General features: G+C 55.9%; 25 protein-coding genes and 2 tRNA genes. 10 read left to right on the top strand and 17 right to left on the bottom strand.

Translation table 11 applies throughout. The features are described from left to right. The first annotated feature begins 139 nt into the window (after nt 1-139). The 7 genes from EKL30_RS01155 to EKL30_RS01125 all read left to right on the top strand — a co-directional run bounded on the left by EKL30_RS01155 (nt 140) and on the right by EKL30_RS01125 (nt 6,898). Nucleotides 140-3,067 carry a monovalent cation/H+ antiporter subunit A gene (locus EKL30_RS01155; protein WP_126705364.1) on the top strand — a complete coding sequence of 976 codons (2,928 nt, stop codon included), beginning with the start codon at nt 140-142 and terminating at the stop codon, nt 3,065-3,067. Next, on the top strand, nt 3,067-3,411 hold the full coding sequence (locus EKL30_RS01150) for a Na+/H+ antiporter subunit C (RefSeq protein WP_126705363.1): 345 nt from the start codon (nt 3,067-3,069) through the stop codon (nt 3,409-3,411). Before EKL30_RS01155 ends, EKL30_RS01150 begins: the two co-directional genes overlap by 1 nt. Beyond that, nucleotides 3,408-5,045, top strand: a complete 1,638-nt coding sequence (locus EKL30_RS01145) for a monovalent cation/H+ antiporter subunit D (RefSeq protein ID WP_126705362.1) — start codon at nt 3,408-3,410, stop codon at nt 5,043-5,045. Before EKL30_RS01150 ends, EKL30_RS01145 begins: the two co-directional genes overlap by 4 nt. Continuing rightward, nucleotides 5,042-5,530, top strand: a complete 489-nt coding sequence (locus EKL30_RS01140; RefSeq protein ID WP_126705361.1) for a Na+/H+ antiporter subunit E — start codon at nt 5,042-5,044, stop codon at nt 5,528-5,530. Before EKL30_RS01145 ends, EKL30_RS01140 begins: the two co-directional genes overlap by 4 nt. Continuing rightward, entirely contained in the window at nt 5,527-5,808 is a 282-nt protein-coding gene (locus EKL30_RS01135) for a K+/H+ antiporter subunit F (protein ID WP_126705360.1), read from the top strand. The genes EKL30_RS01140 and EKL30_RS01135 overlap by 4 nt, the downstream gene beginning before the upstream one ends. Continuing rightward, nucleotides 5,805-6,140, top strand: a complete 336-nt coding sequence (mnhG, locus tag EKL30_RS01130; protein ID WP_126705359.1) for a monovalent cation/H(+) antiporter subunit G — start codon at nt 5,805-5,807, stop codon at nt 6,138-6,140. The genes EKL30_RS01135 and mnhG overlap by 4 nt, the downstream gene beginning before the upstream one ends. Before the next feature lie 245 nt (nt 6,141-6,385). Then, nucleotides 6,386-6,898 carry a hypothetical protein gene (locus EKL30_RS01125; protein ID WP_126705358.1) on the top strand — a complete coding sequence of 171 codons (513 nt, stop codon included), beginning with the start codon at nt 6,386-6,388 and terminating at the stop codon, nt 6,896-6,898. Nucleotides 6,899-6,989: 91 nt separating this feature from the next. Here the strand turns inward: EKL30_RS01125 and EKL30_RS01120 are convergent, their stop codons facing one another. The 8 genes from EKL30_RS01120 to EKL30_RS01085 all read right to left on the bottom strand — a co-directional run bounded on the left by EKL30_RS01120 (nt 6,990) and on the right by EKL30_RS01085 (nt 15,548). Beyond that, the gene (locus EKL30_RS01120) at nt 6,990-8,891 is read right to left on the bottom strand and encodes a potassium transporter Kup (protein ID WP_126705357.1); all 1,902 of its coding nucleotides are present in this window, start codon (nt 8,889-8,891) and stop codon (nt 6,990-6,992) included. A 2-nt stretch (nt 8,892-8,893) separates the two neighbouring features. After that, complete coding sequence (locus EKL30_RS01115; protein ID WP_126705971.1) at nt 8,894-9,949, bottom strand: HAMP domain-containing sensor histidine kinase; 1,056 nt, start codon at nt 9,947-9,949, stop codon at nt 8,894-8,896. A gap of 22 nt (nt 9,950-9,971) precedes the next feature. Beyond that, the gene (locus tag EKL30_RS01110) at nt 9,972-10,646 is read right to left on the bottom strand and encodes a response regulator transcription factor (RefSeq protein WP_126705356.1); all 675 of its coding nucleotides are present in this window, start codon (nt 10,644-10,646) and stop codon (nt 9,972-9,974) included. Between the two features lie 105 nt (nt 10,647-10,751). Next, nucleotides 10,752-11,225: a biopolymer transporter ExbD gene (locus tag EKL30_RS01105; protein ID WP_126705355.1), complete on the bottom strand. Its 474-nt coding sequence runs from the start codon at nt 11,223-11,225 to the stop codon at nt 10,752-10,754. Next, nucleotides 11,226-12,044 carry a MotA/TolQ/ExbB proton channel family protein gene (locus EKL30_RS01100; protein ID WP_126705354.1) on the bottom strand — a complete coding sequence of 273 codons (819 nt, stop codon included), beginning with the start codon at nt 12,042-12,044 and terminating at the stop codon, nt 11,226-11,228. It lies immediately after the preceding gene. Between the two features lie 10 nt (nt 12,045-12,054). Next, a complete protein-coding gene (locus EKL30_RS01095) occupies nt 12,055-12,924 on the bottom strand; it encodes an energy transducer TonB (RefSeq protein ID WP_126705353.1) in 870 nt (289 codons plus the stop codon). Between the two features lie 333 nt (nt 12,925-13,257). Further along, nucleotides 13,258-14,562, bottom strand: coding sequence for an amidase (locus EKL30_RS01090; RefSeq protein ID WP_126705352.1), 1,305 nt, complete (start codon nt 14,560-14,562; stop codon nt 13,258-13,260). Further along, complete coding sequence (locus EKL30_RS01085; RefSeq protein ID WP_126705351.1) at nt 14,559-15,548, bottom strand: tripartite tricarboxylate transporter substrate binding protein; 990 nt, start codon at nt 15,546-15,548, stop codon at nt 14,559-14,561. Before EKL30_RS01085 ends, EKL30_RS01090 begins: the two co-directional genes overlap by 4 nt. Nucleotides 15,549-15,679: 131 nt before the next feature. On the opposite strand from EKL30_RS01085, the gene EKL30_RS01080 reads away from it, so the two are divergent. Next, complete coding sequence (locus tag EKL30_RS01080; RefSeq protein ID WP_126705350.1) at nt 15,680-16,573, top strand: LysR family transcriptional regulator; 894 nt, start codon at nt 15,680-15,682, stop codon at nt 16,571-16,573. 48 nt (nt 16,574-16,621) lie between these two features. On the opposite strand, the gene EKL30_RS01075 is transcribed toward EKL30_RS01080, so the two are convergent. The 6 genes from EKL30_RS01075 to rnr all read right to left on the bottom strand — a co-directional run bounded on the left by EKL30_RS01075 (nt 16,622) and on the right by rnr (nt 22,364). Next, on the bottom strand, nt 16,622-16,843 hold the full coding sequence (locus tag EKL30_RS01075; protein WP_126705349.1) for a hypothetical protein: 222 nt from the start codon (nt 16,841-16,843) through the stop codon (nt 16,622-16,624). Between the two features lie 118 nt (nt 16,844-16,961). Further along, a tRNA-Val gene (locus EKL30_RS01070) sits at nt 16,962-17,037 on the bottom strand. A gap of 90 nt (nt 17,038-17,127) precedes the next feature. Further along, a complete protein-coding gene (locus tag EKL30_RS01065; RefSeq protein WP_126705348.1) occupies nt 17,128-17,400 on the bottom strand; it encodes an HU family DNA-binding protein in 273 nt (90 codons plus the stop codon). 353 nt (nt 17,401-17,753) lie between these two features. Beyond that, nucleotides 17,754-18,983: a cystathionine gamma-synthase family protein gene (locus EKL30_RS01060; protein WP_126705347.1), complete on the bottom strand. Its 1,230-nt coding sequence runs from the start codon at nt 18,981-18,983 to the stop codon at nt 17,754-17,756. Between the two features lie 120 nt (nt 18,984-19,103). Further along, entirely contained in the window at nt 19,104-19,850 is a 747-nt protein-coding gene (rlmB, locus tag EKL30_RS01055; RefSeq protein WP_126705346.1) for a 23S rRNA (guanosine(2251)-2'-O)-methyltransferase RlmB, read from the bottom strand. A gap of 72 nt (nt 19,851-19,922) precedes the next feature. Beyond that, complete coding sequence (gene rnr / locus EKL30_RS01050; RefSeq protein ID WP_126705345.1) at nt 19,923-22,364, bottom strand: ribonuclease R; 2,442 nt, start codon at nt 22,362-22,364, stop codon at nt 19,923-19,925. 102 nt (nt 22,365-22,466) lie between these two features. Here rnr and EKL30_RS01045 point away from each other — a divergent pair. Next, nucleotides 22,467-22,551 (top strand) — tRNA-Leu (locus EKL30_RS01045). Nucleotides 22,552-22,643: 92 nt separating this feature from the next. On the opposite strand, the gene EKL30_RS01040 is transcribed toward EKL30_RS01045, so the two are convergent. Beyond that, nucleotides 22,644-23,075, bottom strand: a complete 432-nt coding sequence (locus EKL30_RS01040) for a GNAT family N-acetyltransferase (RefSeq protein WP_233582648.1) — start codon at nt 23,073-23,075, stop codon at nt 22,644-22,646. Nucleotides 23,076-23,098: 23 nt separating this feature from the next. Beyond that, nucleotides 23,099-23,425 carry a quaternary ammonium compound efflux SMR transporter SugE gene (gene sugE, locus EKL30_RS01035; protein WP_126705344.1) on the bottom strand — a complete coding sequence of 109 codons (327 nt, stop codon included), beginning with the start codon at nt 23,423-23,425 and terminating at the stop codon, nt 23,099-23,101. A gap of 176 nt (nt 23,426-23,601) precedes the next feature. On the opposite strand from sugE, the gene EKL30_RS01030 reads away from it, so the two are divergent. Continuing rightward, nucleotides 23,602-25,299 (top strand): FMN-binding glutamate synthase family protein, encoded by a 1,698-nt coding sequence (locus EKL30_RS01030; protein WP_126705343.1) that lies wholly within the window; start codon nt 23,602-23,604, stop codon nt 25,297-25,299. Here the strand turns inward: EKL30_RS01030 and EKL30_RS18915 are convergent. Next, on the bottom strand, nt 25,291-25,440 hold the full coding sequence (locus tag EKL30_RS18915; protein WP_199748448.1) for a hypothetical protein: 150 nt from the start codon (nt 25,438-25,440) through the stop codon (nt 25,291-25,293). The two genes, EKL30_RS01030 and EKL30_RS18915, sit on opposite strands and share 9 nt — an antisense overlap. Nucleotides 25,441-25,539 lie beyond the last annotated feature (99 nt).

Raw genomic sequence — 25,539 nt, 5'->3', positions numbered from 1 at the left:
TTCGAACGAAAAAAGCTTATAAAACAGCTTACTAAAAGCCTTACAACCACCAGCATTAAAAAAAATATGGGCCTCGGCGAAGCTTAACGCAACATATCGTATTATAAGGGTTAGATTCATTCACCAAATCCCGCCCCTGATGCCCTTAGTTTTTATCCTAGCCCTGCCTTTTGCGGGCAGCATTATCGCTGCCTTGCTGCCTTCGAATGCGCGAAAGCTTGAAGCCTGGCTGGCTGGTTTCGTGGCCGTAGCCTGTGCCGTTCTGGTTTTTACACAGTTCCCCGACGTGGCCGACGGTAGAGTCGTCAAAACCGTCGTCCCCTGGATTCCAAGCCTTGGGGTCGACTTTACCCTGCGGATGGACGGCTACTCATGGCTGTTCGCCATGATCATCACCTCCATGGGTGCGCTGATCGTGCTGTACGCCCGCTACTACCTATCACCCCAGGACCCTGTCCCGCGCTTCTTCGCTTTTTTCCAGGCATTCATGGGGTCGATGTTGGGCGTGGTGTTGTCCGGCAACCTGATCCAACTTGTCATATTCTGGGAATTGACCAGTCTGTCGTCGTTCATGCTGATCGCCTACTGGTACCATCGGCTTGATGCCAGGCGCGGCGCTCGGATGTCGCTGACCATCACAGGCGCCGGCGGCTTGTGCCTGCTGGCGGGCATGCTCATGATCGGGCATGTCGTGGGAAGCTACGATCTTGACGTGGTGCTGGCCTCGGGCGACCTGATTCGCACACACTCCTGGTACCCCATCATGCTGGTGCTGGTTGCGCTGGGCGCGTTGACCAAAAGCGCCCAGTTCCCGTTTCATGTCTGGTTGCCTAACGCCATGGCGGCGCCAACGCCGGTATCAGCTTATTTACACTCCGCCACAATGGTCAAGGCTGGCGTCTTCTTGCTCGCCCGCTTCTGGCCAGTGATGGCCGGCACACCGGAATGGACCTGGATCATAGGTGGGGCTGGACTCTGTTCGCTGGCGTTAGGGGCCTACGCTGCGACATTCCAGCTTGATATGAAAGGCGTCCTTGCGTACTCCACGATCAGTCATTTGGGTCTGATTACCCTGCTATTGGGCATGAACAGCGAATTGGCGCTAATAGCCGCGGTTTTCCACATGATCAACCATGCAACGTTCAAAGCGTCGCTTTTCATGGCAGCAGGCATTGTCGACCATGAAACCGGGACGCGCGACCTGACCCGCTTGTCGGGGCTTTATCGAAGCATGCCGATCACCACCACGCTTGCGGTCGTGGCCGCCGCATCCATGGCGGGTGTACCGTTGCTCAACGGTTTCATATCGAAGGAAATGTTCTTCGCCGAAACGGTATTTGTCAGCGGCGACTGGCAAACTCGATTTGCCTTGCCTATTGCCGCCGTCATCGCCAGCGCGTTCAGCGTAGCCTATTCGCTGCGGTTCATCATGCAGACATTCTTTGGCCCGCCGCCACGCGACCTTCCCCGCGTACCGCACGAACCGCCATTGCGCATGCTGATTCCCAGCGGCATTCTGGTGTTGATTTGCCTGGTTGTCGGCATTCTACCCAGTTACACGGTGGGGCCATTCCTGCAGAACGCTGCGGTTTCCATACTGGGTACAAATACACCCGCATACGACCTGCGCGTTTGGCACGGCTTCAACATTCCTTTGGCAATGAGCTTTCTTGCTCTGGCAGGCGGTATCGGTCTGTTATGGCTGCTGCGCCATCGCCACCGCACGCGCCCCGGCAAGGCTCCGCTTATCTATCGATTCGATGGCCGCCGCACGTTTGAATCAATGCTAGAAGGACTCGACACCCTGGCCGCCTTTATTCTCGACTGGACCCGTTCGCCACGCTTGCAGCCGCAACTGTTCCTGATCATTCTGGCGACGGTGTTTGTGGCCGCACTGCCGCTGTTCCGCGGCACGTGGTTCCAGCCTGAAATCTTCACGCCCGTCGATCCTTTCTTTGCCTTGATGTGGGTGGCGGGCGCAGCATGCGCTATCGGCGCCGCACGCCAGGCCAAATACCATCGCGCCGCATCGCTGTTGCTTTCAGGCGGTGCCGGGCTGATTACCGCATTAACCTTTGCATGGCTTTCGGCACCCGATCTAGCCCTTACCCAGTTGGCCGTCGAAGTCGTAACCCTGGTGCTGATTCTCTTGGGACTGCGCTGGCTCCCGCCACGCGTAGAAGGCGATGATGAGCATCCAGTCAAGAATACGCTGCGTGCCTATATACGCCGTTTTCGCGACCTGATCATTGCCGTGATCAGCGGCGCCGGCTTGTCGGCAATTGCCTATGCAGTGTTGACGCGACCCCATCCCGAAGGAATTTCATCGTTTTTTGTCAAACAATCGGTGCCTCTTGGCGGGGGTGCAAACGTCGTCAACGTGATATTGGTCGATTTCCGTGGCTTCGATACCTTCGGCGAAATCACCGTGCTCGGCATTGTGGCCCTTACCGTCTACGCCCTGCTGCGGCGCTTCCGTCCACCACCTGAGAGCCTGACCTTGCCCACTGCCAGGGAATTTCTGCCCACCAATGGCAAGTTGCTGGACCGCTTCGCCGAGCCGGATCCCCGCGCATTGATACCGGATGGTGTCATGAAGGTGCCCGCTGTGCTGGTGCGCTTGCTATTGCCCATGGCTGCGCTCATTTCCATGTATTTCCTGATACGGGGTCATAACCTTCCGGGCGGCGGATTTGTCGGCGGTCTGATCATGGCCACCGCGATCATTCTGCAATATATGGTCGGCGGCGTTATATGGGTCGAAGCGCGCCAGCGTATTCACCCGCAAAACTGGATCGCCATCGGTTTGCTGTTGGCTGGCACTGCAGCGATGGCCGTCTGGTGGGCGTCCAAACCGTTCCTTGCCGCGTTAAGCTGGGATATCGCGCTGCCCGTAATTGGGCATGTACATTTATCGACGGTGCTGCTGTTTGATATCGGGGTGTATATGTTAGTCGTAGGCGCGACCGTTCTAATGCTAGTTGCGCTGGCTCACCAATCGCTGCGTTTATATCGCAAACCTGTACCGGCTGCCGCCGCAGCCACTGTTATCAAAGGAGCCCGTTAATGGAACTGGTCCTTTCCATCGCCATAGGCGTGCTTGCCGGCTCCGGTATCTGGCTGCTTCTTCGCCCCAGAACATTCCAGGTGATTATGGGTCTTGCGCTTATTTCTTATGCGGTGAACCTCTTCATTTTCGGTATGGGCCGCATTACCTTGGGCGCACCACCCGTCATCGTCGCTGAGCTGGGTGCTGACGCCAGCCACTATGCGGATCCCCTTCCCCAGGCTCTGGTCCTAACTGCCATCGTGATTGGTTTTGCGACGACCGCCCTGTTTCTAGTGGTAATGCTGGCCTCGCGCGGGCTGTCGGATACTGACCACGTCGATGGTCGGGAGACACGTCAGTGAACGATTGGTCTCAACATTTACCCATCCTTCCGGTGGCGGTCCCGCTGGTGTTCGGCGCCGCCATGCTAATGCTGCGCGACTCGCAGCGACGCGCGCGGCTTGTATTAAGCACCATCTCGATCGCTGCGCAGTTGTACGTCGCCATCACATTGCTATGCATGACGGCGGGCTTTCTGCCCAGTAACTGGCCCGACGGCATCGGCGTCTATCTACTTGGCGACTGGCCCGCACCGTTTGGGATTGTGGCTGTCGTCGATCGCCTGTCGACCATCATGCTCGTCCTTACCGCCGTGATGGGGGCCACCACCTGGATTTATGCCACCGCCAGATGGGACCGCGCGGGCGTGCATTTCCACCCCTTGTTCCAGTTTCTGCTAATGGGCTTGAACGGCGCCTTCCTCACCGGAGACCTGTTCAATCTGTTCGTGTTTTTCGAGGTATTGCTGGCCGCATCCTATGGCCTGATGCTGCACGGATCAGGCAAAGCACGCGTCGCCGCTGGATTGCACTACATCGTCGTCAACCTTCTGGCTTCGTTCCTGTTGTTGATTGCCATGGCCCTCATTTATGGCGTAACCGGCACCCTGAACATGGCCGACCTGGCCGCCACGGCCGGAGAACTGGCCGGCGTGGAGCGGCGTCTGTTCGAAGCAGGTGCCGCCATCCTGGGCATTGCGTTCCTGATCAAGGCGGCGGCCTGGCCATTGAATTTCTGGCTGCCCGCGGCTTATGCCAATGCCTGCGCGCCGGTTGCCGGCATCTTTGCCATCATGACCAAGGTAGGTATCTATGCCTTGCTGCGGATAGGATCTTTACTGTTACCCAGCGGAGCGCCCGCCGCATTCGGCGGTGAATGGATGTTTCCAGTAGGCATGGCGACCTTGGTGTTTGGCGCCATTGGTCTGCTGGCCGCGCCCCAGGCCGAACGACAAGCCGGTTATTGCATCATCATGTCCTCCGGTACATTGCTGGCTGCGCTGGGTATGCCCGGCGTTACGCTGACGGGGCCAGCATTGTTCTACCTCATCAGCTCCGTATTGGCGCTCGGCGCTTTCTTCATGTTGCTCGAAATGGTGGAACGCACCCAGGCATTTGGTGCGGACCTGCTGGCCGTTAGTCTGGAAGCATTCGACCTTGAAGACCCGGAACCACCCGACCACTCTGACGATGTGGTGGGTGTGGCGATCCCGGCTGCCATGGCCTTTCTTGGAATGGCATTCATTGCCTGTGCCCTGCTCGTTACGGGTCTGCCGCCCCTCTCGGGATTCGTTGCAAAGTTCTCTCTGCTTTCTGCGGCGCTTGAAACCTCGGCCACCGACACCCCGTCAGTCGCGGCGTGGATGTTGGTCGCGGGTGTCCTTATCTCGGGTCTGGCCGGCATTATTGCGCTGGGCCGCACCGGCATACGCCTGTTCTGGAGCTCTGAAGATTCAGTCACGCCGCGCCTGCGAGTCAGCGAGGCGGGCCCCGTAGGCGCGCTTGTGCTCGCTTGTGTTGCCCTGGCGTTCTGGGCGGGTCCGGTGATGAATTTTGTTGAGAAAACTGCTGAGTACCTGGACCGCCCGGCAATTTACATCAACGCCGTGTTAACCCAGCACTCGGTCCGCGGAGTCGCACCAGGAGCACACTTATGAGGCGCTCTGCAAACTGGCTATTCCTGCCTGCGATGCTGCTCGTTTTATGGCTGTTGCTTAATGACACCTTGTCAGTCGGGCAAGTTGTCCTGGGGTCGATTCTGGCTTTACTGCTTGGCTGGGCCGCCATGGCATTGCGTCCGTTACAAGCGTATCCGAAACATCCGTTAGTCATCATCAAACTTATTTGCCATGTAGCCCTGGACATTACACTTTCCAACGTCGCAGTCGCTCGGATCATATGGCTGGGCCGCCATTCTCAGGCCACGCCCGGATTTATCAAGATTCCGCTGCGCATCCGCGACCCGCACGGCCTTGCAGCGCTGGCTTGCATTGTTACCTACACGCCCGGTACGGTGTGGTCCGACTATTCTGAAGACGACAGCATGTTGACCTTGCACGTGCTCGATTTGAAAGACGAAAGTGAATGGCTGGACACCATTCAGCATCGTTATGAACGCCCATTGATGGAGATCTTCGAATGACTAACCTCGTTTACTGGGCTGCCACGTTTGCCCTGGGATGCTTCGTGCTGGCGCTGGCCTGCGCGGTACTTCGCCTGCTGCGCGGACCGACCGCGTCCGATCGCGTACTGGCGCTGGATACTGCCTATATCAATGGCATGCTGATTCTGCTTGTGCTAGGCCTGCAGTTTCATTCCAGCCTTTATTTCGACATCGCCTTGCTGATCAGTATGTTTGGCTTTGTCGGCTCGGTTGCCATGGCCAAGTTTCTTTTGCGCGGCGAGGTCATCGAACCATGATCGAAAGTTTGCCATTCTGGGCAGCAATTCCGGCTGCCATATTGCTGGTGCTGAGCGGTATCCTGACCCTTACGGGCTCCTTGGGCCTGTTGCGACTGCCCGACTTTTATACCCGCATACACGCTCCTACGCTGGGCAATACGCTAGGTGTATTTTTCGTACTGCTCGCGTCGATACTGGTCTCTTCTGCCGCCGAACATCGCCTTGTGGTACATCAAATATTGATCACGGTATTCTTGGTGATCACGTCACCGGTAACGGCGATGCTATTGATGAGAGCTGCTATCCGGCGCCAGCTACGGGTTCAACAAAAGGAAGAAGACGGAGCTTGAGCGCAAAATCGTCGGATATGGGCCTGTCAATACACATTGCGATAACGGTAGTATATTTAGTTACACCCGCCGTCATGTGGCTCTATATACTGAATCTTGCAGACTCGTCTGGGTCTATTATTCCGTATCCAAAATCAATCGCGAAGGCGAAGCGCAGATTTGGCGTAAGGCAAGCGAAGTCGACAACGTCCAGGCTTGATCCAGGGACGGAATAAAAACCAAATTCTAAAAGGAGTACATCCACGATGCATACTCAGTCCACATCCTTTTCCCGTATAACGCTTGGCGCATGGTGCCTGGCAGCTTTATTGGCAGCACCCGTGGCCATGGCCGCCGGCGCTGGCAGCCCAGCGCCAGCCAATTCCGATATCGAAGCGCGCTACACGGCAGACGTTGCCCGTTGCAATGCTGGTCAAATTAATCAAGACAAAACAACTTGCCTGCGCGAAGCTGGGGCCGCTCGTAACGAAGCGCGACGCAACCGGCTGTCCAGCAGTAATCAGGCTTACGAACAAAACGAAATCAAAAGATGCCAGGCCCTGCCTGTCGGTGAGCGCGACGATTGCATGTTGCAAATGTCTGGTCAAAACACCGTCACGAAAGGCAGCGTGGGCAGCGGCGGGGTTTTGCGGGAAACAACCATCACTACCCCAGCTACCCCGGAAACATCAACGGGTGTCAATACAGGCTCGACACCTGAACCGGTCCCGGCCATTCCGGCTCCCGCGACCGTACCGGGAACTGGCATCGTCAAGTAAACGGCTGCCAGGGCATCAAAGGGGGGCGCATGCTTTACGTATGCGCCCTCCTTTTATTGCTTAACGAGTCTATCGCTTCGGTTGACCGCTATCAAAGCTCCAACTGCATCCCCATTTCGACGACGCGATTAGGCGGAATCTTATAGAAACGGGTGCTGCCACTGGCATTGCGGGCCATGATTCCAAATAGGCGTCGCCGCGCGGAAAGTAAAAACGGCAATTTGCGCACCGACAAAATGGTTTGCCGCGACAAAAAGTAAGACGTTTGCATGGGTTCCAGATTCAGCTCGGGATAATCGCGCATGATTTGCTCGAGCACCTGGGGCACGTTGGGCTCTTGTTTGAATCCCCAGCGAGCCACCGCCTGCCATGCCGTCCGGCTGAGCCGTTCTATCTTATATCGTTCATCCAAAGGTACATAAGGTACGTCGGCACTCTCCACGGTAAGGAACAAGGCCTGTTCATGCAACACCTTGTTGTGCTTCAAATTATGCAGCAGCGCAGGCGGAACGGTGTTGTAGATCATGCTCATGAACACCGCTGTTCCGTGCACGCGGGTTGGCGGGAATTCCTCTAGCGATTCCATAAACGACTGCAGAGGCTGATGGTCGCCTGCCAAGCTATCATGAATCTTTTCACGTCCTTGCTTCCACGTAATCATCAAGGTCAACAGGCACACACCGACGAACAATGGGACCCAACCGCCATCGAATATTTTTAGCGCGTTCGACGAAAACAGCAATACGTCCGTAATCAGGAACAAGCTGATCAGGCCAAGCCAAATCAGCCTTTTTATTCCTCCCGTATTGCGCGGCAGGACGGCAAAGGCAAGTAATGATGTCATCAACATCGTGCCTGTGACGGCGAACCCATAAGCGTGCGCCAGCGCTGCTGACGACCCAAACGACAGCACCAACACCACCACGGCAATGAAAAGCAGCATATTGACGCGCGGAAGGTAAATCTGCCCTTCTTCTTGATCCGACGTGTGCAAAATAACCATGCGAGGCCAGAAGCCCAGTTGAACCGCCTGCCGAGTTACCGAAAAAGCGCCTGAAATCACCGATTGCGATGCGATGACTGTTGCCACCGTAGCCAGCACGACCATCGGAATCAAGGCCCAGTCCGGCACCATATGAAAGAATGGATTCGCCATGGTCGACGGGTCAGCCAACACCAGCGCCCCTTGCCCGAAATAGCACAGAAGCAAGGCAGGCAAGACCATGCCAAACCAAGCCCGCCTGATGGCGGAACGTCCAAAATGCCCCATATCGGCATAGAGGGTTTCAGCGCCGGTCAGGGCCAGCACGATCGCGCCCAACAACAAGAACGTTTTCCAAGGCGCCGCCGCGATGAAGGAGAAAGCCCAGACGGGATTCAACGCGCGCAAAATGTCGGGCTCTAAAAAAATGCGCCAGGCCCCCAGCACACCTAAGGTAAGAAACCACAGCAGCATGACCGGTCCGAACAGTTTCCCCATCGCACCAGTGCCACGTGATTGGATCAAGAACAGGCACGCCAGTACGAATAGAGCGATAGGCACCACCCATTCATCCAGCTTATGCGAAACGATGCTCAACCCCTCTATTGCCGACAATACCGAGATAGCAGGAGTAATAATGCTGTCGCCATAAAACAGACAAGCGCCGATCAGGCCCAATACGATCAGACGCCAGCGCTTTGGGCCCGATACGCCGCGCAGAGCCAGTTCCATCAACGCCAGCGTACCGCCTTCTCCGCGATTGTCGGCGCGCAAGATAATCGTCACATATTTCAGCGACACCACGATCATCAGCATCCAGAACAGCAAAGATAGCAAACCCAGGATCTCCGCTTCGCCGGGATTCGACATCTGCCCCAAAGCGGCCTTGATGGTATACAGCGGACTTGTACCGATGTCCCCATAAACCACGCCCAGGGCTCCAATCAACATCCCCGCCCCGGGCGTAGCGGTAGGCTTCACATGGTCCCGCGGTACCGTCACACTATTCATTTTTACTCTTGTCTTCTAAGCTTTGCCCCAATGCGGGGCCCGGGGAATACAACAGTAATCCGTGTACCCGGAAAGGAAGGCCGGCTGGTCAGGTTCCACCAAGCACCATGCGCACGCGCGATCTCGCGCACGATGGCGAGGCCGAGGCCCGATCCTCCGGCACTTGCGCGCGGCGAGCGATAAAATGCCTCGAAAACGCGTTCGGCATCTTCGGGATCGATACCCGGACCATTGTCCTCAACTGCCAGCGAGGGCGGATTCGCCCCGACCTGCAGCGTAATATTGCTGGCCGCTCCGTAACGCAAGGCGTTGTCGATAAGATTGCTTAAAAGCTCTTCCAACAACAGGGCATCCACATCAACCCAGACCGGTTCGTCCGGTGCCAATAGTTGAAGATCAACCTGCCTGGCACGAGCCGCCGGTATCCATTCGGCCCCGCTGGTACGCACCCATTCACATAGGTCGCACCGGACGAAACTGTCTTGCGGCCGGTTGGAAAAATCGGCGCGGGCCAGGACCAGCAACTGTTGACCCAGCCTTATCATCCGATCAGTCGCCGTCTTGATACGTTCAGCGCGTTCACGGACGTCATCGGGCAAGTTGCGCGTAAGCATGAGCTCTGACTCGAGCTTTAATCCAGCCAGCGGTGTCCGCAACTGGTGTGCCGCATGACCGATAAAGCGCTTTTGAGCCTGCATGGAATCGTCCAGGCGACTCAATAAATCGTTGAAGTGTGTAACGAGCGGAGCAACTTCAGAGGGAAGTCCCGCGACATCCAGTACCTGCAGGTCCTCAATCGATCTTTGACTGATTTCTTGCGACAAATGATTGATGGAGGCGAGGCCAGAGCGGACGCCAGAGATCAAAACCCATGCAAATACGGCAATCAACAATACCTGACTAAATACCATGGTCCAGAAAAGATCACGCAGCAGCCAGGCTTCGAGCGTCATATTGCGCGTCATCATCCAGGTCAAACTGAGATCGAGGAGGATCAGTACAAGCACCGCCGGAAACAAGCGAAAAACCAGCTTCCGCGCGAGCGAACCCGGCGGCATCAGCTTTTTGTGAGCCGTAATTTTACGAGACACTTTCTATATCGAGAAGATAACCAAAACCGCGCACAGTCTGGATGCCGGCACCAGTACCCTCAAGCCGTTTGCGCAAGCGATAAACATAAACCTCGACCGCGTTCTCGCTGAAATCGGCATCCCATGCCGAAAGCGAATTGACGATCTGCCGTTTGGTTACGACCCGGCCCGCCCTGGCCATCAACATTTCAAGCACAGACAGTTCGCGCACCGAGAGCGAGAGCCGTTCACCGTGTACGCGGACTTCTCGGCCTACGGTGTCGAATTGCAGCGGTCCTGTTTCGATATAAGGCTGGGCCTGCCCCGCACGACGCCGTCCGAAGGCGCGCACCCGCGCGGCCAACTCGGGCAATTCGAATGGTTTAGTAACGTAATCGTCGGCGCCGGCGTCGAGCCCTGCCACGCGGTCTTCCACCCCGTCGCGTGCGGTAAGAATCAGCACAGGCACTTGTCGATTGCTGGCGCGCAAGCCGCGCAAAACGTCTAGCCCGCTTTCTCCGGGCAAGTTCAGATCCAGCAATAAAAGATCGTAGCTTTGACCCGCGACTGCGCCGTAGACGTGCTCGCCATTTTGAAGCCAGTCGACGGCATAGCCTTGCTCGATTAGGAATTCCTGTAGAGCATGCCCCAACGTGGCGTCGTCTTCAATAACTAAGAGTCTCATAACGTGATTCTATATCGAAGCAGCCACCAGATCGTCATTCACCGGGAAATTATTCGCGGCGATTAACGATAGGCAAACGACGGCGTGTCGGCCTGGGCTCGCACGCTATCCAGGCGTTGCCGCCTGGGCGTTGCCCGTACTAGTAGTGCTGCCCGAGGTCTCTTTGGATCCCGGACGGGTAATAAACCCCAATCGCTTCAACCCGGCGTTTTTGGCACTGCTCATAACCTGAGCAAGTACCTCGTAACGCGTGTTCACATCTGCCCGAATACGTAATTCGGGCTGTGGGTCGAGAATCGCTTCGGCAGCAAATCGTTGTGTCAGCTGATCTGCCGATATGGCCTGCTCGTTCCAGAACAATTGGCCCTGCGCGTCCACCGCCAGATCGATGGTTTTGGGCTCTTGCTCGACGGGTTGCGAAGAGGCCTGCGGAACATTGATTTTGATCGAATGGCTAAGCAAAGGCGCGGTAATAATAAAAATTACCAACAGCACCAGCATCACATCGATCAAGGGCACCATATTGATCTCGGAGACCGTATGGCTGGTTCCTTTATTGTCAAAGCTGCCGAACGCCATTTATTCCTCCGTTGGGGTGACAAGCACGACACGGCGGGCTTTGTGTGAAGACTCGGATACCTGCTGCCCCGTAGACAGGAAGGTGAACAGGTCGTGAGCAAACACGTCGAGGCGAGCCAGATAAACTCGGTTGCTGCGCACGAATCCGTTATAGGCCAATACCGCAGGAATGGCCACTGCCAAACCCAGTCCCGTCATGATCAAGGCCTCGCCAACTGGCCCAGCGACGCGGTTTATCGTGACGCCATCAGCCAAAGCGATGCCGACCAATGCATGGTAGACGCCCCACACCGTACCGAACAGACCGACGAAGGGAGCCGTGGAACCGATAGACGCCAAGATGGTCAAGCCATTTTCCAGACGGGCGGTTTCCTCGTCGATGACCTTGCGTATGGTTCGCGTCACGAATGCGCCGGTGGAACCTTTTTCTTCGAGCTTCATCGCTCCGTACTTGGCATGATGGCTGCGGGCATGAATAGCGTGAATGGCTAGATGAGCAAAAGGTTCATTAGCGCCGTGGGTCGCGATTTCGTTCTCGACCTGCTCCAGCGAACTCGCCGCCCAGAAGTCCTGAAGGAATTTTTTCGAGCGCTGCCCTATCCGTATATTGGTAAAGGACTTAACGAAGATGAGGTACCAACTGGTCAGGGACATCAACAGAAGAAAGCCGAATAAAGTTTTACCGACGACGTCGCTCTGCAAAATGAAATGCAACATCCCTGTTTCCGTAGCGGCCGCTGCGCCGGCCGTCTGCGCAGCAGGCGCGGCATCGCTTAGCTGAGCAATCACATGAAGTGCGCTATCTAAAAAATCCAACATACGTCATGTCCTATAAAACAAAATCAAAAGGGATATCGGCCATCGCTTGATACGCGATACCGTTTTCTGTGTACGGCTTGAAACGCGCCGTACGAGCCGCCTTCAGGGCGGCTTCATCCAGGCGCGGATATCCTGACGATGAACGGACGGTTACGTTAACTACCGAACCTTGGGCTGAAATCAAAACTCGCACGACTACCCTGCCCTGCTCGCCACGACGCTCGGAAGCCCGCGGATACTGCGGATTGGGTCGTTGACCCTGGTAGTCCACCTTGCCTATCAAACGCGGCGGGTCGGGATCGACAGGCGCTGATGGTGCTTTAGGTATAGCGGGGGCACTCGCCTTGCCAGCGGGTGCCGCTGCCGCTTCTGCCTTGACCGGAGCCTTGGCCACCGGCTTGGGAGCGGGCTTGCGTGGCTCGGGCCTAGGCTCGGGCTTAGGCTCGGGCTTAGGCTCAAGTTTAAGTTCAGGCTGAATCGTGTCGGGATCGGGCTTATGTATTATGGGTTCTGGTTCCGGTACGGGCGGCACAACCGGCTCAGGTTCAATAACTGGCTCGGGATCCGGCTCTGGAACCGGTTCAGGAACGACTTCAGGTTCTGGAATCGGTTCTGGAACGACCTCGGGCTCGGGCACAACGGCTGCCACTTCCTGGACCGGCTCCACTTCGGCTTCCGCATTTGCAGCGGCATCGACCGGCTCGTCGGCAATTTCGACAAAGCGAATTTCAACGGTTTCGGGCAGCTCGATCCCGGGCTTGATCGGGGGAGACGCCAATATCGCGGCAAGTACTACCAGGTGCAATCCCACCGCCACCGCCACACCGGCCACTTTTACTAGCACGTAGCGGGATTTCGGTTCAGCAGGCTCACGCGGCATGGATTAGCATTCAAAAGGTTAAACAGGCGGCGCAAAATTGAACGCAAACGCGCTGCGATTAAAACGAGAACAAAAGAGTAACAGAAATGCGAACCATTCGCAATAAGGACCGCGGGAAGCATGCCTCCACCCTAGGGCAACCATTCTTAGTTTACTGCCGGATTAAATCCGAAGACGTAGCTCATGGCGCGGACTTTGCGGCATATCAATGGGCCATCGTTCTGTGACTTCGCACCCGTCCACAAACGTCTCTCTAGAATCAAAAAAAAGGCATAGCGCCGTAAGCGCTATGCCAGCCATCCAGACAAACCCGTTTCTATACGCCGAAGATTCTTAGCTCAGTTCCGCCTGCACGGGCCCGATGATCGACGTCACAGCATTGGCCGCGGCAAGCAAACGGGTATCCTGCCCGAAGCGTCCGACTAGCTGTGCGCCCAGCGGCAGGCCACTTGGACCGATATCAATCGGAAAGGAAACCGACGGCAAATGCAGCAATGTCCAAAGGGCACCAAAACGCGGATCCCCTGCCGAGCCAAGCCCCTCATCGGCCTCCCCGGCCGCCGCCGGGTACAAGACCGCGTCCACGCCTTCAAATAAGGCGTCCGATCGCAACTGCGCCTCACGCACTTGTTGCCGCATCGAGACGTATTCGTCGTAGCCTATGTGTTCGCCTTGCAGTAATCGAGCGCTCAGGCGGGGGCTGAGTTGATCGTTATACAAAAGCCGTTCGTTTGCCAGACTTTGCCGGGCTTCGTACATGAAAAGCCGGGATTGAATTGAGATCAAGGGTTCCAGATCTTCGGGAAGCCAGACCCGGCTTACGGTGCACCCGGCCGATTCAATGCGATGAACTAATGTCTCGATGGCGCGTATCGTTTCAGACTGAACATAATCCCACTGGCGCGACATGCAAAGCGCTATGCGAGGCTTGACGCCTACGCTAGCGACCGTCGTCGCGCCGTGAAGGCCTAGCGTGAAGAAAGCCGCATCTTCCACGCTGCGGGCAATGACGCCTATGGTGTCCTGAGAGGGACTCAAATCCTTCATGCCCGCTGGAGAAATAAGATCGAAGGTGGGTTTGTAGCCTACGACACCGCAATAAACGGCCGGACGCACGATGGATCCGGTGGTCTGGGAAGCGTAGGCGATTGGCGCCATATAGTCGGCCACCGCCGCCGCTGATCCGCTGGATGAACCGCCCGGAGTATGACTTAACCGCAGCGGGTTCCGGGCCTTGCTTGGTGTCTGGGTCGCGAACTCACCCGTTGCGACTTTACCCAGCACTACGGCGCCGCGGCTCTTGGCCATGCGCACACACGAAGCATCTTGCTCGGGTTGGTGGTGTTTATAAATGGCCGACCCGTAAGTCGTTGGATAGTCCGCCGTATCGATGATGTCTTTGATCGCAAAAGGTATACCGCGCAAAGGTCCTGAGACAAAGTTGTCGTCGGCTCTGCAGGCTTCCGTCAAGGCTTGTTCTGGATCGCAGGCGATGAAGGCGGCGACGTCGTGGTTGCGCTCCGCAATCCTTTCGAGGCACGCCCGCACCAACGCGACACTGGTAATTTCGCCGCTTTCTATTGCTCTTGCCGCCTCGACCACGCCAAGCCGGTTCAGGTTCTTGCTTCTGGCATTCATTCTAAAGTGATCCCCGCATCGTTAATTACCTTTGCCCATTTGTCATGCTCGGCCTTGACGAAAACGCCAAATTCATCCGATGAACCGCCGGCCGGCTCAGCGCCCTGCGCCATCAGCTGCGCCTTGATCTGCGGCTTCTCCAGAATGTTGCGCATCTGGTAATTCAGCTTGTCGACAATCGCCGGATCAGTTCCGGCAGGCACAAACAGGCCGAACCATCCACTCACCTCGTACTGAGGCAAACCTGCTTCAGCCATTGATGGCACTTCCGGCAATAGTGGCGAGCGCTGCGGCGACGTAATAGCCAGTGCACGGAGCTCGCCCGACTTGATATGCGGCAAGCACAAAGGCAGATTGCAGAACATCACCTGAACACGGCCCGGTAGCAGATCATTCAAAGCGGCTCCGCCGCCACCGTAAGGGATGTGCAGAAAATTGGTCTGTGTCATCGACTTGAACAGTTCGCCTGACAGATGCATGCTGCCGCCATTGCCCGTCGACGCGTAGGAAAGGTCCTTCTCGGCCGCCAGTGCGATCAACTGTTTAACGGACGTCACAGGGACATCGGGATTCACCACCAATACATTCGCAACGGTGGCTACATTGCTTACCGCAATGAAGTCGCGAAGTGGATCAAATCGCAGATTCTTGAACAGACTTGGATTGACCGCATTGGTACTGGTCGGACCCAATAAGAGCGTATAGCCATCTGGCGCGGCACGTGCGGCAGCGGCGGCCCCGATATTGCCGCCTGCGCCGGACTTGTTTTCTACCACCACGGGCTGTCCTAGTGCATCGGACAGTCCCTTCGCGGATATCCGTGCCAGGGTATCCGTAACACTGCCTGGGCCAAAAGGCACGACCAGAATGATGGGCCTGGATGGATACTCGGAGGCCCCCACCGCAGCGACCGATGAAGCAAAGGGCAAAACAGCGAAGGCGAGCGCCGCCGCAGCGCGCAGTACACGAGATCCGAAGGTCATCATGGCCTGGATTCCAAAACAAAGCTTAGTTGATACACGTAGCGAAACGATTGCTACTGAGAGAGTAAAGGCGCCGCATTGATATGTCTAATATAATTAAGCCACTTCATTAAGACGAATTTCGACATAACCACATGCTTCATTCGAAAGCGCTCCAGGCGTTCATCGCCGTTGCCGAAGAACTCCACTTTGGCAATGCCGCTCGAAGGCTGCACATGAGCCAGCCGCCGCTCAGCCAACAAATCCGACGTTTCGAAGAAGACGTCGGAACGCCTCTATTCGTGCGCAATACTCGTTCGGTGAGCCTGACTCCGGCGGGTGTCGTGCTTCTGAAGAAAGCCAAACAGCTCGTTTCTGACGGCCAGGCGGCGCTCGTGGCCACTCAGCGCCGCGCCGCCGGCAACTCCGGTCACCTGACGATCGGTTTCACGAGCACCGCCGCCTATCAGCTGCTACCCAAACTGCTGGCCGGCTACCATGCCTGCCTACCGGATATCACCTTTACGCTGAAGGAAGATTTATCCGCCAATCTCATCACCCTACTTGCCGACGACCGGATCGACCTGGCGCTGTTGCGTAGACCCGCTGCGGTCTCCCACGAGGCATTGGTGTTTACTTGCGTTAGCAGGGAAGCGATGTACGTCGCCATGCCCCATGAGCACCCGTATGCACAATTGGAAAGCATTGCGCCCCAATTACTGCATGGCATTCCCTTCATTGGATTCAGCGCCGACTCTGCCTTGTATTTCAGGGAACGAATACAAAGCATATTTACCCACTTTCAGATCCAGCCGCACATCGTGCATGAAAGCGTCATGCCAACGTTGCTTTCTTTGGTCGAAGCCGGCATGGGGCTTGCGCTGGTTCCTGAATCCGCTTCCAGCCTGCGTCCGGTGGGCTTGCGCTTCCTGCCCCTAAACGATGACAACAAAAACGTGGCCGCCATCGACCTATATTGCGCGCAGCGCCGGGACGATGACAATCCGGCCCTTAACGCCGCGGCGGCCATACTGGGCCGCGTCGATTAGCCGACACCTTGAACAGGTAGTGATTAATTTTCCTTCGGAAGAAAAACGCTAACGACTAGACAGAGCAATAAGCTCGAGCGAACCGTCAGGATGGTTCAGGATCATGCCAAGGTTATTGTCGTAGTCAGCGGTCAGCTCGTCAGAAGTCAGTGTGACACGCCCGCCAAGACGCAGGATAAGCGCCCTGATAATGCGGGCATGTTTGTTCGATCGGTGCTCCTCAGCGGTCGTCTCCACTTGCAAAAGCAGATCCAGTTGTTCAGTCGGCATAGCGTCTCCCCTTATGCTGGCAGTATTTCAGCTTGTTTTAAAAAGTTTTAGTAGCGCTGGATACAAAAAAGCACCTAGAAATTTCTCTCTAAGTGCTTATTTTCTACGACGTTTTGTGTGGTGGGTGCTACAGGGTTCGAACCTGTGACCTACGCCTTGTAAGGGCGCCGCTCTACCAACTGAGCTAAGCACCCGTTGTATTCGGGTACCACGACGTCTGGTGCAAAACGCGAAGACAAAAGTATACTGCAACGCGCTGCACTATGCAAACCGAAAACGAAAAATCAGTTAACGGCTTCTTTTAGAGCCTTGCCCGGACGGAATTTTGGCACCTTGGCTTTCTTGATCTTGATGGCTTCGCCTGTACGCGGGTTACGGCCCGTACGTGCTGCGCGTTCCGACACTGCAAACGTACCGAAGCCCACCAAAGTGACTGTGCCTTTCTTTTTTAGTGTAAGTTTTACGGCGCCAATAAACGCTTCGAGAGCACGGCCTGCATCAGCTTTAGATAGATCGGCTTTGGTGGAAATGTGTTCAATAAGTTCTGTTTTGTTCATTAAGGATTACCCCTAAAAATTATTGTAGCCAAGTACGCCGAAAGGCCCACTTGGCACTTGATTGATGAATACGTAGCACTATCGATGCAGTCCGTATTACCCACAGAAGATAATGTGGATGCAACCGGGTGGTGTTGCTGGAAATAAGCACGCCCGGCTGACTACCGCGTATTAAGCCTTTGAAAGCAATAGCTGTCAAGCAAATAACCCTGAAAACCCGCATCGTTGCTGACTTTTTTGCTTTCTGCGCAGCAAAACGAAAAAATTCTCAAAAGAATGCAATTGGCTTAGCGGCAGATGTCAAATTATGGTAAAGGTCGCGCACCACGCTGCACTTTCACGTACGGAAAACTTCATTCAAGGGCTTGCACAAAGTCGTCGATCAGGTCCTGAGTATCTTCAATGCCGATCGATACTCGCAGGAAGTTATCTGAAATGCCCATCAAGGCACGGCGCTCCGCCCCCATTTCGTAATAAATCGTGTGCGCCATGGGCAGTACCAACGTACGATTGTCGCCCAAGTGGGTGGCAAGAATCAGCACTTTCAAACGGTTCAGAAAATCGAAAAGGTCGACCTCGTCGACAAGTTCTATGCCCATCAAGGCACCGAAACGATTTCCGAAAAATCCCGCCGCGCGCTCATGTTGAGGATGATCCGCCAGGCCAGGGTAGTGAATTTTGGCTACCTTGGGATGCTCGCTTAGGAAATGGGCCAAGGCCAGCGCATTTGAGCATGCACGGTCCATACGCAGCGCCAGCGTTTCGGCGCCTACCGAAATACGGTGGGCGGCTTCAGACGACAACGTGCCTCCCATGTCGCGCAGCCCCTTTTTCTTGATTTGGGTGAGTCCCCAAGACGTCGGCTTGCCGCTGCGATAGGGCTCGGCAATGTTGTCGTAGCCAGACCAATCGTACAGCCCCGAATCCGTCACCGCCCCGCCCAAAGCGTTGCCATGCCCGCCAATATGTTTGGATAATGAATTGATAACCAGGGAAGCGCCCATCCCAATGCCCTGACATAACCATGGTGTGACCAACGTATTGTCCACGACATAAACGAGGCCTTTTTCCTTGCACCAGTCTCCGATGGCCATCAGGTCGGCCACTTGAGTCCCCGGATTCGCCAGCGTCTCGGTAAAGACCATGCGTGTTTCCGGGCGCCAAGCATCGATGACGTTTTGAACGTTCGTTGCGTCGACCAAGGTAACTTCGACCCCCAATCCGACCAGCGTACCGACCAGACTATTGGTATTCCCAAAAATATGCTGGCTGCTGATCAGATGATCGCCTGCCTTCAACAAGGTAAAAAAGGTCGCTGCAAGTGCCGCCATGCCAGTGGCAAACGTGACCGTACCTGCTCCGCCTTCCATCTGGGTAATCTTCGACTCCAGCGCGCTTGTCGTGGGTGTGCCCTGGCGCGCATACGTAAAACCGGGCTTGCCCTGAAATACAGCGACCAGTTCACGCGCATCGGCGAAAGCATACTGTGACGAGGGGTGCATGGGCTTATGGATTGCGCCATGCTCGACGGTTGAACGCCGGTCTGAATGAAGAATGGTCGTGGTGAAGCCGTTTTTAGCCATGATGAGATGAAAGCAAATAGGTCAAAAAAGATGGGCTATTCCTGCGGCAATGGCAGAAAGCGAATCGTGGAGTGAAATTGGCTACCGCCCTATTGCTGGCGCGGCACGGTCACAAATAAACTAGGCCCCGCGCTGACGCACCGTTTCGTATAGGCATACCGCGCTGGCCACACTAACGTTAAGGCTTTCAACCGAACCGAGCATGGGAATATTGACGAGCTCGTCGCAGGTTTCGCGTGTCAAGCGGCGCATCCCCTCGCCTTCCGCACCCATGACCCAGGCCATCGCGCGGCGCGCATCCACCTTGTGTATAGTCGACGTCGCCTGATCGTCCGTACCGACAATCCATACATCCCGTTCTTTTAACTGACGCATGGTGCGAGCCAAATTGGTGACCATAATGTAGGGGACGGTCTCGGCCGCGCCACTGGCGACCCGCTGCACGGTCGTATTCAAGCCAACGGCCTTGTCGCGCGGTGCGATCACGGCATGCACGCCGGCGGCGTCGGCCGTACGTAAGCAGGCACCAAGATTATGAGGATCGGTCACGCCATCGAGAATCAGGAATAAGGCGGGCTCGGCCTTGTCTTCCAGCCAGTCCAGCACTTCGTCGACATCAGCGGCCAAAGGATGGGCTTCGGCGAGCGCGACGACACCCTGGTGGCGGGTCCCGCGGGCCAGGCCATCCAGACGATCAGCAGCCACTGGGTGAACCCGTATATTGGCTGCCTGCGCCTGCTCGATGAATGTTTGCATACGCTTGTCGCGCCGGGAGGCCTCGACATAGAGCTCTTTAATTGAACTTGGCGCGTGGCGCAAACGGGCAATCACAGCATGAAAACCGGCCAAAACCTGGTGAGACGACATGTATTTCCTTGTAGAGTTGTGTCGCACAGAACCACACATGGGCTCAGTGCGACATCATTTTAACTCTGCCGGTCAATGCCGCCCGCGCACAGACTTTTTAACCGTGGGTGCCTTAGCACTACGTTTGGCGGCCGCCCTGCGCTGCCGTGATGTCGTGCCTTTCAATGCATCCGGTTTCGTTGCTGCGGCACGCTTTATACGACGCTCAGTAGGCGCTTCAGGTTCGATAGACGCCTTCAAGGCCTTGAAGGTGGTTCCCTTGACCAAGCGGAATTCGATCCGGCGCGCTTCCAGGTCGACCCGGGCAACCTGTACCTGCACGGCGTCGGTCAGGCGGTATCGTATGCCCGTACGTTCACCACGCAATTCATTCATGGCTTCGTTGTACTGGAAATAGTCGGAACCGAGCTCTGACACATGCACCATGCCTTCAACGAACAAGGTGTCCAGGGTAATGAAGATGCCAAACGGCGCCACACCCGTGACCCTGCCGCTGAATTCTTCGCCTACCTTTTCTTTCACAAACCAGCACTTGAGCCATGCTTCAACATCGCGGGAAGCGTCATCGGCGCGACGCTCGCGCGCCGACAACAGCACGCCAAGTTTTTCCCAAACGGCATGTTCGCGGTCTTCCTTGGGCAGCGACGCCAGATTACCGATGTCGTCGATTTGCGGAATATAGCGCTTGCGTTCGAGTATCCCTTTGATAACGCGGTGGGTCAAAAGATCGGGATAACGGCGTATAGGCGAGGTGAAGTGAGCATAGTGATCGTAGGACAGGCCGAAGTGACCCACCTGTTCGGGGCTGTATATCGCTTGCTGCAACGAACGCAAACACATCGTTTGGATAATCGCAAAATCCGGGCGGTTTTTCGCTTCCTGGACGAGCTTGGCGTAATCATCGGTGGAAGGATCATCGCCCCCGCCCAACGTCATACCCAGGTTGCGCAGGTAATCACGCAAAGCGCTGAGCTTTTCGGGCGTAGGTCCCTCGTGAACCCGATACAGACCGGATCGCTTGTTGCGCGACATGAATTCGGCCGCACATGTATTCGCGGCCAGCATGCATTCTTCGATCAACTTATGGGCATCGTTACGCGTATAGGCTTCGATCTTTTCGATGCGGCCCAACGTGTTGCAAACGATACGTGTTTCGATCGTGTCGAAATCAATCGCGCCCCGTTTTTTACGCGCCTCCGCGAACAGCTGATACAGCTTGTGCGCATTCTGCACATGAGGCAAGACGGCCTGCATGGCGATACCGGCTGGGCCACCGGGCTGCTGCAGGGCGGCCCACACATCGGTATACGTTGTACGCGCATGGGAATGGATCACTGCGTTGTAAAACTGGTAGGCGGTAATGCTACCGGCCTTGGCGCCGCTGGCGGCAATCACCATATCGCACACCAGAACCAGACGATCAACGTCGGGATTCAGCGAGCAAAGCCCATTGGACAGCGCTTCGGGCAGCATCGGAATGACGCGACGCGGGAAATAAACGCTGGTACCGCGCTCGACCGCTTCTTTGTCGATGGCGTCGCCCGGATGCACGTAATGGGTAACATCGGCAATGGCAACCAACAAACGCCAGCCAGGCTTCTTCCGCTTTTCGGTGCCGAGCTCGACCGGCGTGCAAAACACCGCATCATCGAAGTCGCGCGCGTCTTCGCCATCGATGGTGATAAACGGCACTTCGCGAAGATCGATGCGATCTTTGAGTTCGGACGCCCTGACGGTCTTGGGTAATTTGTCGGCCAGCTGCAGCGCTGCGGGCGGAAATTCGTGAGGAACGTCGAACTTACGCACCGCAATTTCAATTTCCATGCCGGGATCGTCGATTTCGCCAAGCACTTCGACCACACGGCCGAGCGGCTGCGTAAGACGAGTCGGCTGCTGTACGATTTCAACCGTGACAACTTGCCCGGGTTCAGCACCGCCGGTATCAGATGCCGGAATAAGAATATCGTGCTTGATGCGCTGGTCTTCGGGGGCCACGGTAAACGCGCCGCGCTCTTTAAGAAAGCGCCCTACCAGTTTGTTGGTGCGCCGTTCAGTGACTTCGACAATGGTTGCTTCGGCTTTTCCGCGGTATTCGCCATCGGGCTTCGCTAAAACGCGGTCTCCGTGCAACACTTTTAGCATTTCACGCGGCGACAGGAATAGATCCGGGCCACCATCATCGCGCAACAAGAAGCCAAAACCGTCGCGATGGCCTTGCACGCGACCCGCAATAAATTCCAATTTGTTGTTCAGCAGCAACAGTCCTTGCTGATTAAAGAACAGCTGACCGTCCCGTTCCATGGCTTTCAGCCGACGAGCAAAACCGATAGACAGCGGGACAGACGCCCCCAGCTGAATGGCCATTTGCTCAGGGTCCACGGGGGTTTCCGACGAGCGGAGGTACTGCATGATAACTTCGCGACTCGGAACTTCCGGATCAAAATCGGGCGGTAAATCATGTGCACCACCCGGATTCTCTTTGTTATTCGAGTCGTTCTTGGAGCGTTTGTTCAAAGGTGATTTCCGTAGGTTTAAAAAATACGCTATACTTTGCGCCTCTTAAAGATGAAATGCAAAACGCAGCAGTAGTAGGTAAAGCGATAGCATACACTTTATGCCCAGGTGGCGGAATTGGTAGACGCGCATGGTTCAGGTCCATGTGCCTTCGGGTGTGGAGGTTCGAGTCCTCTCCTGGGCACCACAGCAGTAAGCGAAAAACCTCGTAATCTTATGGATTACGAGGTTTTTTGTTTTCCGCGCTGCGTAGTGGCGAACAATATAGTTAGGCGAGCCTTAGGCAGTCAAGGCGTGACGCATCGTAACGTGTTCAATTCCCGCATCCATATAGATATTGCCTTCCGCAACAAAGCCATGCGCCGCATAAAAGCGCTGGGCATGCACCTGCGCAGAAAGCACGACCTCAAGGTGACGTTGTCGGCGGGCCTCGTCGACCAGCGCCGTCAATAGCTTGGTCCCGATCCCCTTGCCGCGGTACGGCGCCAATACTGCCATACGCCCAATGTGGGCATTTGGCAGCAATCGACCCGTACCGACTGCCACACCGGACGGTTCGTAGGCCAATGCGTGAATGCAAAACTCGTCTTGAGGATCAAGTTCTTCTTCAGGGGGAACGTTTTGCTCTTGCACGAACACCTGGTGCCGGATCTGGGTGGCATCTTGCTTACAGGACTCCCAATTCCCTAAACGAACTTTAATGCAGCACAAGGCTGGCCTCCGGGCAGTAGTAGTTAACCTGCGAGCTTCAAGCCTATGATGCCCGCAATAATCAGGCCCACGCTAATCAGTCGCGCCGCGCTGGCGGATTCGCCGAGCAGGATAATGCCCAATATAACCGTTCCCACAGCGCCTACACCCACCCATATGGCATAAGCCGAACCGACTGGCAATTGCTTCATTGCCAGACCCAGCATGACCACACTGATAATCATTGCTGCGCCCGTGCCAACGCTAGGCCAGAAGCGCGTGAAACCTTCGGTGTATTTCAGGCCGATGGCCCAGCCAACTTCGAAAAGCCCCGCAATAATCAGTACTATCCATGACGTTGATACAGACATGATGTTTTCTCCATGACATTCGGGGCCGTCCCCTTAAAAGGTCGCACGATAGTAATCGTGGCGGCAAGGTCGTCCCTGCTATCACAAAAAGGGCATTTTACCGGATCCCTATTGAGGGTACGGCGGCCATGTCTGATATGGTTAGTCATCTAACAAGAAACCAATGGAACCCGATAATGGATAAGCTATTAAGCCGATACACCGCGTTTTACCTGATCATTCTTGCCACATTTGTCTCTGCCCTGCTGGCGCTGACGTTGAGCGACGCATGGCTGATCGCAGCCGTCGTTTTCGGCGCCCTGACCGTGTTGGGCTTTTGGGACTTACGCCAAACCCGGCACGCCGTCCGACGGAATTACCCCGTTATCGGCAATTTGCGATTTTTGTTCGAATCAATCCGACCCGAAATGCGGCAATACTTCATTGAAGCCGATAGCGATGCGCTGCCATTTTCCCGCACAGACCGTTCGCTGGTGTATCAACGCGCCAAGCAGGAAATCGACAAGCGCCCTTTCGGAACCCAACGAGACGTTTATCGCACTGACTATGAATGGATCAATCACTCCATGGAGCCTTCCGAACCGGACAGCAAGGGATTTCGCATCATGGTGGGCGGGCCGGACTGTACCCAGCCGCATTCCCTATCGGTGCTTAATATATCGGCAATGAGCTTCGGCGCGTTATCGGCCAACGCAGTGCTGGCGCTCAATAAAGGCGCCGCTTTGGAAAATTTTGCACACGACACTGGCGAGGGCGGCGTCAGTAGTTACCACCTAAAGCACAAAGGTGCCTTGATCTGGAATATCGGTTCGGGTTACTTCGGCTGCCGCGACGACAAGGGCAATTTTTCCGATGAACTGTTCGCTGAACGCGCCAAACAGGACAGCGTGAAAATGATAGAGATCAAGCTGTCGCAAGGCGCCAAGCCAGGCCACGGCGGGATTTTACCCGGCCCCAAAGTGACTCCGGAAATTGCTATGGCCCGCGGGGTGCCGGCCTGGGAAGACTGTAACTCGCCCGCCAGCCACAGCGCCTTCACCACTCCGATAGAGTTAATGCATTTCGTCGCCCGCTTACGGCAACTTTCGGGAGGCAAGCCCGTAGGAATAAAACTGTGCATAGGCCACCCATGGGAATGGTTCGCGATCGCTAAAGCCATGCTTAAAACCGGCATCACTCCCGACTTTATCGTGGTCGACGGCGCTGAAGGTGGTACAGGCGCCGCTCCCATCGAGTTCGTCGACCACGTTGGCACCCCGCTACGCGAAGCCTTACGCCTGGTGCACAATACCCTGGTTGGCATAGGCCTGCGGGACAAGATCAAGCTAGGCGCTTCCGGGAAGATAATCAGCGCCTTCGATATGGCGCGGGTCCTGGCCTTAGGGGCGGACTGGTGCAACAGCGCCCGTGGCTTCATGTTCGCGATTGGCTGCATACAGGCCCAGGCGTGCCATACCGGAAACTGCCCCACCGGCGTAACCACCCAAGATCCAAAACGGCAAGCCGCCCTGGTGGTCAGCGACAAATCAGTACGCGTGGCAAACTTCCACCGCAACACCCTACGTGCGTTGGCTGAACTTCTAGGAGCTGCCGGTTTGCACCATCCAGGCGAGCTACGCCCGCACCACATCGCTAAGCGTATTGCCAACGGTGAAGTACGTGTGCTTTCTGCCCTATTCCCCGATCTGGAAAGCGGGGAGCTGCTCGATGGAAAATTCCGACTGACGATATTTAGAACCGCGTGGCCCATGGCTCAGGCCGAATCCTTTGCGCCTTTATACAGCCTTAGCGCTGCGCTGTCGGGCAATACCAATAGCCCTATGCCGCCAGAAGCCAGCGATGCAAATAAAACCCACGAGGCGATTCTAGCGTGACATCTTCTGCGACCCGATCCCGGCGTCGATAGTGCCGTACACTTCCACGCCAGACCGCGACGACGGGGCATCGTAGCCGGATCTGCCCGCGCAGGCGGTTAAAAGGCCGACCATGAATACGGCAGCGAAAATAGCTTTCATTAGGGTTTTCGATTACTTGCAAGAACAATATTTCAGTATTATTGTTAACTCACTGCCCGAAGGCAGCATGACTACCACTTGAGGTAGTTCTTCGGCACT

This window comes from Candidimonas sp. SYP-B2681 (genome assembly GCF_003971065.1).
GTDB lineage: Bacteria > Pseudomonadota > Gammaproteobacteria > Burkholderiales > Burkholderiaceae_B > Pollutimonas.
Note: the sequence above shows the minus strand (reverse complement) of the source record. Positions and strands in the feature narration are given on the sequence as shown.

Bases quoted from the DNA above. Each gene is read 5' to 3' on its own strand.
- sugE (WP_126705344.1), bottom strand. From the start codon at position 23,425: ATGTCTGTATCAACGTCATGGATAGTACTGATTATTGCGGGGCTTTTC.
- EKL30_RS01085 (WP_126705351.1), bottom strand. From the start codon at position 15,548: ATGATGACCTTCGGATCTCGTGTACTGCGCGCTGCGGCGGCGCTCGCC.
- EKL30_RS01140 (WP_126705361.1), top strand. From the start codon at position 5,042: ATGAGGCGCTCTGCAAACTGGCTATTCCTGCCTGCGATGCTGCTCGTT.
- EKL30_RS01155 (WP_126705364.1), top strand. From the start codon at position 140: ATGCCCTTAGTTTTTATCCTAGCCCTGCCTTTTGCGGGCAGCATTATC.
- EKL30_RS01125 (WP_126705358.1), top strand. From the start codon at position 6,386: ATGCATACTCAGTCCACATCCTTTTCCCGTATAACGCTTGGCGCATGG.
- EKL30_RS01100 (WP_126705354.1), bottom strand. From the start codon at position 12,044: ATGTTGGATTTTTTAGATAGCGCACTTCATGTGATTGCTCAGCTAAGC.
- EKL30_RS01110 (WP_126705356.1), bottom strand. From the start codon at position 10,646: ATGAGACTCTTAGTTATTGAAGACGACGCCACGTTGGGGCATGCTCTA.
- EKL30_RS01060 (WP_126705347.1), bottom strand. From the start codon at position 18,983: ATGGCTAAAAACGGCTTCACCACGACCATTCTTCATTCAGACCGGCGT.
- EKL30_RS01065 (WP_126705348.1), bottom strand. From the start codon at position 17,400: ATGAACAAAACAGAACTTATTGAACACATTTCCACCAAAGCCGATCTA.
- mnhG (WP_126705359.1), top strand. From the start codon at position 5,805: ATGATCGAAAGTTTGCCATTCTGGGCAGCAATTCCGGCTGCCATATTG.
- EKL30_RS01135 (WP_126705360.1), top strand. From the start codon at position 5,527: ATGACTAACCTCGTTTACTGGGCTGCCACGTTTGCCCTGGGATGCTTC.
- EKL30_RS01095 (WP_126705353.1), bottom strand. From the start codon at position 12,924: ATGCCGCGTGAGCCTGCTGAACCGAAATCCCGCTACGTGCTAGTAAAA.
- EKL30_RS01030 (WP_126705343.1), top strand. From the start codon at position 23,602: ATGGATAAGCTATTAAGCCGATACACCGCGTTTTACCTGATCATTCTT.
- EKL30_RS01115 (WP_126705971.1), bottom strand. From the start codon at position 9,949: ATGCCGCCGGGTTCGCTCGCGCGGAAGCTGGTTTTTCGCTTGTTTCCG.
- EKL30_RS18915 (WP_199748448.1), bottom strand. From the start codon at position 25,440: ATGAAAGCTATTTTCGCTGCCGTATTCATGGTCGGCCTTTTAACCGCC.
- EKL30_RS01150 (WP_126705363.1), top strand. From the start codon at position 3,067: ATGGAACTGGTCCTTTCCATCGCCATAGGCGTGCTTGCCGGCTCCGGT.
- EKL30_RS01075 (WP_126705349.1), bottom strand. From the start codon at position 16,843: ATGCCGACTGAACAACTGGATCTGCTTTTGCAAGTGGAGACGACCGCT.
- EKL30_RS01105 (WP_126705355.1), bottom strand. From the start codon at position 11,225: ATGGCGTTCGGCAGCTTTGACAATAAAGGAACCAGCCATACGGTCTCC.
- EKL30_RS01090 (WP_126705352.1), bottom strand. From the start codon at position 14,562: ATGAATGCCAGAAGCAAGAACCTGAACCGGCTTGGCGTGGTCGAGGCG.
- EKL30_RS01080 (WP_126705350.1), top strand. From the start codon at position 15,680: ATGCTTCATTCGAAAGCGCTCCAGGCGTTCATCGCCGTTGCCGAAGAA.
- EKL30_RS01120 (WP_126705357.1), bottom strand. From the start codon at position 8,891: ATGAATAGTGTGACGGTACCGCGGGACCATGTGAAGCCTACCGCTACG.
- rlmB (WP_126705346.1), bottom strand. From the start codon at position 19,850: ATGTCGTCTCACCAGGTTTTGGCCGGTTTTCATGCTGTGATTGCCCGT.